At 69.7% G+C, this 7,154-nt stretch carries 7 protein-coding genes; all 7 read right to left on the bottom strand.

All coding sequences use genetic code 11. The annotated features are described in order from the left end of the window. Positions 1-117 precede the first annotated feature (117 nt). The 7 genes from B5F73_RS08295 to atpG all read right to left on the bottom strand — a co-directional run bounded on the left by B5F73_RS08295 (position 118) and on the right by atpG (position 7,153). Entirely contained in the window at positions 118-1,524 is a 1,407-nt protein-coding gene (locus B5F73_RS08295) for a phosphoglucomutase (RefSeq protein WP_239379845.1), read from the bottom strand. Continuing rightward, positions 1,517-2,422, bottom strand: a complete 906-nt coding sequence (locus B5F73_RS08290; protein ID WP_087227773.1) for a UTP--glucose-1-phosphate uridylyltransferase — start codon at positions 2,420-2,422, stop codon at positions 1,517-1,519. The genes B5F73_RS08295 and B5F73_RS08290 overlap by 8 nt, the downstream gene beginning before the upstream one ends. 126 nt (positions 2,423-2,548) lie before the next feature. Beyond that, the gene (locus tag B5F73_RS08285; protein ID WP_087227782.1) at positions 2,549-2,974 is read right to left on the bottom strand and encodes a metal-dependent transcriptional regulator; all 426 of its coding nucleotides are present in this window, start codon (positions 2,972-2,974) and stop codon (positions 2,549-2,551) included. A 9-nt stretch (positions 2,975-2,983) separates the two neighbouring features. Beyond that, the gene (murA, locus tag B5F73_RS08280; protein ID WP_087227772.1) at positions 2,984-4,258 is read right to left on the bottom strand and encodes a UDP-N-acetylglucosamine 1-carboxyvinyltransferase; all 1,275 of its coding nucleotides are present in this window, start codon (positions 4,256-4,258) and stop codon (positions 2,984-2,986) included. 18 nt (positions 4,259-4,276) lie between these two features. Beyond that, the gene (atpC, locus tag B5F73_RS08275; RefSeq protein ID WP_087227771.1) at positions 4,277-4,699 is read right to left on the bottom strand and encodes an ATP synthase F1 subunit epsilon; all 423 of its coding nucleotides are present in this window, start codon (positions 4,697-4,699) and stop codon (positions 4,277-4,279) included. Between the two features lie 4 nt (positions 4,700-4,703). Next, a complete protein-coding gene (gene atpD, locus B5F73_RS08270; protein ID WP_239379843.1) occupies positions 4,704-6,239 on the bottom strand; it encodes a F0F1 ATP synthase subunit beta in 1,536 nt (511 codons plus the stop codon). Beyond that, entirely contained in the window at positions 6,239-7,153 is a 915-nt protein-coding gene (gene atpG / locus B5F73_RS08265; protein WP_087227770.1) for an ATP synthase F1 subunit gamma, read from the bottom strand. The genes atpD and atpG overlap by 1 nt, the downstream gene beginning before the upstream one ends. Position 7,154 lies beyond the last annotated feature (1 nt).

The raw sequence follows: 7,154 nt of genomic DNA, 5'->3' as shown, positions 1-7,154 counted from the left end.
TACGCCGCGCAGGTCGTGGGCCGTGAGCTCGTCGCTGCGCGGGGATTAACTATACGCACCCGCGCGGCGTGCGGGGGCGAGAATCGGCGCCTCCACGGTTTCTGCACAACTAGAAGTTTAGAGGCCGCGTCGCACCAGGTCGCAGGCGGCGCTGAGCAGGTCGTCACGCTCCGGCGCCGAGGGCGCCTCCGCGTAGACCCTCACGACCGAGCTCGTGCGCGAGGGTCGGATGAGGACCCAGGAGTCGTCGTCGAACTGCGCCCTGAGGCCGTCGGCGTGCGACACCTCCACGGGAAGCCTCCCGGCAAGCTCCCCCGGGTTCAGCCCCGGCAGGATGTTGCGGAACGCCTGGCTCACCGCCGGGTCGAGCCGGAGGTCGCGGCGGGCGTACCACATGGTCCCGATGATCGACTCGAGCTCGGAGGCCATGGTGGAGACGGTCTTGCCCGAGCGCGCGAGCATCTCGACGGCGAGCAGGCACACGAGCATGCCGTCGCGCTCGTGCAGGTGCGCGGGCACGCAGATGCCGCCGTACTCCTCGACGCCCATGATCGCGTCGGCTTCGAGCATCTCTCTATATACACGCGTGAAGCCGACGGGAACCGACGTCGTGTCGCAGCCCAGGCGCGACGCCTCGCGCCCGATGCAGGCGGAGCAGGTGAGCGTGGTGACGACGCGGCCATGCGCGCCGTGGCCCATGACGAGGTTGCCGAGGACCATGGGGATGAGCACGCGAGCCGGGAGCAGCCGGCCCCTCTCGTCCACCACCGACGCCCGGTCGGCGTCGCCGTCGAGCAGCAGGCCCAGGTCGGCCTGGTGGGCGACGACCGCCTGCTCGCAGGAGTCTGCCCAGGGGTCGCGGGGGTCGGGGTGGATCCCGCCGAAGTCCTCGCGCGGCTCGACGTGGATCTCGACGACCTCGCAGCCCAGGTCGGTGAGGACCTCGGCGAGGTGTCCCGTCCCGGCGCCGTACATGGCGTCGACGACGACCCTGGGCCGCGCGGCGGCGATGGATTCGCGGTCGACCCAGGCAGCGAGCGACGAGAGGTACTCGTCCATGAGGTCGAGCTCCTCGAAGGCCCCGCGCGCGGCGGTGGGCGTCAGCGAGACGCTCTGCTCGACCTCGTCGAGGAAGTCATGCGGGACCGGTCCGCCGTCAGAGCCGCGCACCACGAGGCCGCCGTACTCGCACGAGCGCTCGCTCGCCGTCAGGACGAGCGCGCCGACGGCGCCCTCGTCCCGAGCGCAGGTCCACGCGACGGCGGGCGTGGGGCACGGGCGGTCGGAGACCTTGACCACGAGGCCGTACGACGCGAGCACGCCCGCCGCGAGGCGCGCGTGCTCGTGCGCCGCATGGCGCGTGTCGAAGCCCACGTAGACCGTGGCGCCGGGGTGGCCGTTGGCCCACACCAGACCGAGCGCGTCCGCGATGCGGGCGACGTTCTCGTCTGTGAACGAGTCGTCGAAGCGCGCGTGCCAGCCGTCGACGTCGAAGCGCAGTATGTCCGCCCTCTTGCTATCCAAGGCTGGCGGCACCGTCCGAGCCGAAGGCCTCGCGGAAGGCGGCCTCCTGGGAGGGGTCCTCGAGCGCCATGCGCGCGTTGGTGGCGGCCCAGGCCGCGGGCGTGCCGGTGTCGCAGCCCTCGGAGGGGTCGACGACGAGCGCGTACATCTCCTCCTCCGCGAGGAGCCGCTCCATGGCGTCGGTGAGCTGGATCTCGTTGCCGGCGCCGGGGCCCTGCGTGGCGAGCAGCTCCATGATGCGCGGGGAGAGCAGGTAGCGGCCGACGATGAACAGGTGCGACGGCGCGTGCTCGGGCTTGGGCTTCTCGACCAGGCCCGTGACTTTCCAGATGGCACCCTCCTGCTCGCCCGTGGCGTCGGTTCCGGGGAGGCATCCCACGCACTCGCCGGCGATGATGCCGTAGCGGCTCACCTGGTCGGCGGGGACGGGGGCGACGGCGATGACCGAGGCCCCGCCGTGCTCGCGCGAGATCTGCGCCATGCGGACGCACATCTGGCGGCCGGGCACGAAGTAGTCGCCGAGGAGGACGAGGAACGGCTCGCCGTCGATCTCATCGGCGGCCTGCAGGACCGCGTGGCCGAGGCCGCGGGCCTCGTCCTGATAGACGAAGGAGACGGGAAGCGTGGACGCCTCGTGCACGCGGGCGGCCTCGGCGGTCTTGCCGCGCTTGCGCAGCATGGACTCGAAGCCGTGGTCCACGGAGAAGTACTGCTCGATCTGGGGCTTCTCGTGGGAGTTGACAATGACGACGCCGTCGACGCCCTCGGGCTCGAGGGCCTCCTCGACGACGTACTGGATGACGGGCTTGTCGATGACGGGGAGCAGCTCCTTGGGAGTGCACTTGGTGGCGGGGAGGAAGCGGGTTCCGAGGCCGGCGGCAGGGATGATTGCCTTCATGGTCTTCCCTTCGGGTCGTGTCTGATCGCCGCGGTGCGAACGCACGGCGGCACAAACAACATACCCCATCCACCGGGGCTCAGACAGCTCCTGTTCCGCCAGCGGCTGAGGGCGCGCCGCGAGACGCTACTCGGGGACGACGATTCCCTGACGCTCGAGGTAGGAGATCAGCCTGCCCATCGTGTCGGCGGAGAGGGCGTGCTCCATGAGGCAGGCCTCCGCGTCGGCCGTCTCGGCCTCGACGCCGAGGTCGCGCTCCAGGAACAGACGCAGGGCGCGGTGCGCGCGCCACACGAGCGCCGCGTACTTCTCGCCCTCGGGGGTGAGCGTCACGCGTCCGTAGCGGCTCTGCTCGACCATGCCCGCCTCCTTGAGCATGGAGAGGGCCTTGTTGACGCTCGCCTTGGAGACGCCGAGGTGCTCGGCGACGTCGACGGAGCGGACGGACGTGCCTCCCGAGCCGGTCCCCAGCGAGATGCGGTAGATGGCCTCGAGGTAGTCCTCGCCGGCGCGGCTGAGGGCGTGGTCGTCCTGGCGGTCGGTGATTCCCATGGCCATCCCCTACTCCTCCTCGTCCGGGAGCTCGGCGCGGCGGATGCGCGCCCCGAGGGACGCGAGCTTCTCGACGAACCCCTCGTAGCCGCGGTCGATGTGGTGGATCTGGGAGACGGTGGTGATGCCGTCGGCGACGAGGCCCGCCAGCACGAGCGCGGCGCCGCCGCGCAGGTCGGGCGACTTGACCTGCGTCCCCGAGAACCCGTCGACGCCGTGCACGATGGCGTGGTGACCCTCGATCGAGATGTCTGCGCCCATGCGGGAGAGCTCGCCGGCGAGCATGAAGCGGTTCTCGAAGATGTTCTCGGTGATGACGCAGCTGCCCTTGGCGAGGGCGAGAAGGACCATGGTCTGCGCCTGCATGTCGGTCGGGAAGCCCGGGAAGGGCAGGGTCTGGATGTCGGTGGGGACGAGCGGGCGATCGCGCCAGGCGCGGCACCAGTCCGGCCCGCGCTCGATCGTGATGCCCATCTGCTCGTACTTCTTAAGGACGAGACCCAGGTGGAGGGGGGCGAAGCCGCGCACCGTGACCGGCTCGCCGGCGAGGGCTCCGGCGACGAGGAAGGTGCCCGCCTCGATGCGGTCCCCGACCACGCAGTGCTCGACCGGGTGGAGCTCGGAGACGCCCTCGATCTCTATCACGGGCGAGCCCGCGCCGGAGATCTTGGCGCCCATCTCGTTCAGCAGGTTCGCGAGGTCCACGATCTCGGGCTCGCGCGCCGCGTTGTCGATCGTGGTGACGCCCTTGGCGAAGACCGACGCCATCATCAGGTTCTCGGTGGCGCCCACGCTCGCGAAGTTGAGGGTCACCGTGGCGCCGGTGAGCCCGTGCGGGGCGCTCGCGTGGATGTTGCCGTGCTTGACCTCAAACTCGACGCCGAGCGCCTCGAGGCCCAGGATGTGCATGTCGATGCTGCGGGCGCCGATGTTGCAGCCGCCGGGCATCGCGACGATCGCGCGCCCGAAGCGCGAGAGCAGGGGCCCGAGAACCGCGGTGGACGCGCGCATCTGCGCGACGAGGTGGTAGGGGGTCTCCCAGGAGTCGACGTCGGTGGTGTCGATGCGCAGCTCGTGCACGTTCACGACGTCGATGCGGGCGCCGATGTTCTTGAGCACCTTGCCCATGACGTGGACGTCGGAGATGTTGGGCACGTTGGTGAGCGTGGTGACGCCGGGCGCCATGATGGTTGCCGCCATGAGCTTGAGCGCGGAGTTCTTGGCCCCCTCGACGCGCACCTCGCCCGTGATGCGGTGCCCACCCTCGATCTGAATGACTTCCATGCGACCTCCGAGCAAACGCTAGGCGGCGCCTCCCCCAGCGTGCTTCAGCAGGAGGTTGCACCACCGGATCTTCTTCTCATAGTATGCCGCACGATAGTCGCCCTGGCCAATCTCGTCGAGCGCGTCGATGGCCTCGTCGCGCGTGCGCCGCACGACGTCGGGGTCGATGTCGTCGGTACGACGGGCATGGTCGGCGAGGATGATGACGCCGTCGTTGTCGATCTCGGCGTAGCCGCCCGAGACGACGACGTCGTACTCGTGCCCGCCGTCCTCCTGCCGGGCGCGCATGCGCACCACGCCGTCGCCGAGCGCCACGATCTCGGGCGCGTGACCGGGCCAGACGCCCAGCTCGCCGGCATAGGTGACCAGCACGAGGTTGGCCACCGGGCCGTCGAAGAGCAGCCGGTCGGGGCGGACGAACTGGCAGTTGAGCTCGGCCATGGGCCTACTCCCCGTCCTTCTCGGCCGTCTCCTCGTCGCCGTCCTGGGCCTCGGCGGCCTTGTCGGGGACGGGGGTGCCGGCCATCTCGGCCGCGCGACGACGGACGTCCTCGATCGTGCCGGCGAAGCGGAACGCCTGCTCGGGCAGGTCGTCGCACTTGCCGTCGACGATCTCGGCGAAGGAGCGGACGGTGTCCTCGACCGTCACGTAGGTGCCGGGGTTGCCCGTGAACTTCTCGGCGACGTGGAACGACTGCGAGAGGAACTGCTGGATCTTGCGGGCGCGCGCGACGACGTGCTGCTGCTCCTCGGAGAGCTCGTCCATGCCCAGGATCGCGATGATGTCCTGGAGGTCGGAGTACTCCTGCAGCGTCTCCTGGACGGCGATGGCCACGCGGTAGTGCTCCTCGCCCACGATCGAGGGGTCGAGCGCGGAGCTCGAGCTCGCGAGCGGGTCGACGGCCGGGTAGATGCCGAGGTCGGTGATCGCGCGGGAGAGGACCGTCGTGGCGTCGAGGTGCGTGAACGTGGTGGCCGGCGCCGGGTCGGTGAGGTCGTCGGCGGGGACGTAGACGGCCTGGACCGAGGTGATGGAGCCCTCCTTGGTGGAGGTGATGCGCTCCTGGAGCTCGCCCATCTCGGTGGCCAGCGTGGGCTGGTAGCCGACGGCGGAGGGCATGCGGCCGAGAAGGGCCGAGACCTCGGAGCCCGCCTGGGAGAAGCGGAAGATGTTGTCGATGAACAGCAGGACGTCCTGGCCCTGGTCACGGAAGAACTCCGCGGTGGTGAGGCCGGCGAGCGCCACGCGCATGCGCGCTCCGGGCGGCTCGTTCATCTGGCCGTAGACCAGGCAGGTCTTCTCAATGACGCCGGACTCGGTCATCTCGAGGTAGAGGTCGGTGCCCTCGCGGGTGCGCTCGCCGACGCCGGTGAAGACCGAGGTGCCGCCGTGCTGCTGGGCGAGGTTGTTGATCAGCTCCTGGATGAGGACCGTCTTGCCGACGCCCGCGCCGCCAAAGAGTCCCGTCTTGCCGCCGCGGACGTAGGGCTCGAGCAGGTCGATGGCCTTGATGCCCGTCTCGAAGATCTCGGTCGTGGTGGTGAGCTCGTCGAAGGAGGGCGCGGGGTGGTGGATCGGGTAGTACTGGACGTCGTCGGGGACCTCGCCGCCGTCGACGGGCTGGCCCATGACGTTCCAGACGCGCCCCAGGGTGGAGGGGCCGACGGGCATCATCATGGGGTGGCCGGTGTCGCGGACCTTGAGGCCGCGGGTGAGGCCGTCGGTGGAGGACATGGCCACGGTGCGGACGATGCCGCCCGGGAGCTGAGACTCCACCTCGAGCACCGTGCTCACGTGGCCGACGGGCGTGTCGCCCTCGACGACGAGCGCGGTGTAGATGCCCGGCACCTGGTCGTCGAACTTGACGTCAACGACCGGTCCGACGATGCGGACGATCGTGCCCACGCCGACGGTGCGGTTGAGCTTGTTGTACGCGGCCTCCTCGAGGGCGGTGCGCGTCTCCTGGTTCTTCTCTGCCATCAGTTGTCCTCCAATGCGGAAGCGCCGCCGATGATCTCGTTGAGCTCGGTGGTGATGGAGCCCTGGCGGACTCGGTTGAACGTGCGCTCGAGCGTGTCCAGCACCTCGCGGGCGTTGTCGGTCGCGGACTGCATGGCGCGGCGGCGCGCCCCGTGCTCCGCGGCCGCCGAGTCGAGCAGCGCGTGGAAGATGACCGTCCTGAAGTAGGCGGGCATGAGGTGGCCCAGGACCTCCTCGGCTGAGGGGTCGAAGGCGAAGTCGGTGTAGGCGTGGCCCTCGACCTTGCTGAGCGCCTCGCGCTCGCGCGGCTTGTTGGGCATCGTGAGCTGCTCCTTGGTGATGGGCAGGAGCTGCTCGACCACCTGGGTCTGCTCGACGCGGTTCTTGGCGTGCCAGTAGTAGATCACGACGCGGTCGATCTCGCCGGTGGCGTAGCCGCGCATGACGTAGGAGGCGATGCGGTCGGCCTCGTCCTGGTTGGGCTCCGAGGAGATGCCGACGAACGACATCACGGGCGCCATCTTGCGGTACGTGAAGTACTCGGTGGGCTTGCGGCCGCAGGTGATGACCGAGGACTCGACGCCGCGCGCCTTGAGGCGCCGCATCTCGTTCTCCACGGCGCGCTGCTGCACGATGTTGAAGCCGCCCGCGAGGCCCTTGTCGGAGGCCACGAGGATGAAGAGCACGTGCTTCTCCTCCGTGCGCTGCGCGAGGAGCGGCTGGCCGGACGAGAAGCCCGCCTCGGCGACGTTGGCGAGCATGCGCGTGATGGCGTCCTTGTAGGGCTCCGCCTCCTCGGCGCGCTGGAGCGCCTTGTGGATGCGGGCCGTGGAGATCATCTCCATCGTGCGCGTGATCTGCATCGTGCTCTTGATCGAGCTCATGCGCCGCTGTATCTCACGAAGGCTTGCCATG

The sequence above is a fragment of the Olsenella sp. An270 genome (assembly GCF_002159735.1).
Lineage (GTDB): Bacteria > Actinomycetota > Coriobacteriia > Coriobacteriales > Atopobiaceae > Thermophilibacter.
This window is presented reverse-complemented; position numbering and strand designations above follow the sequence as displayed.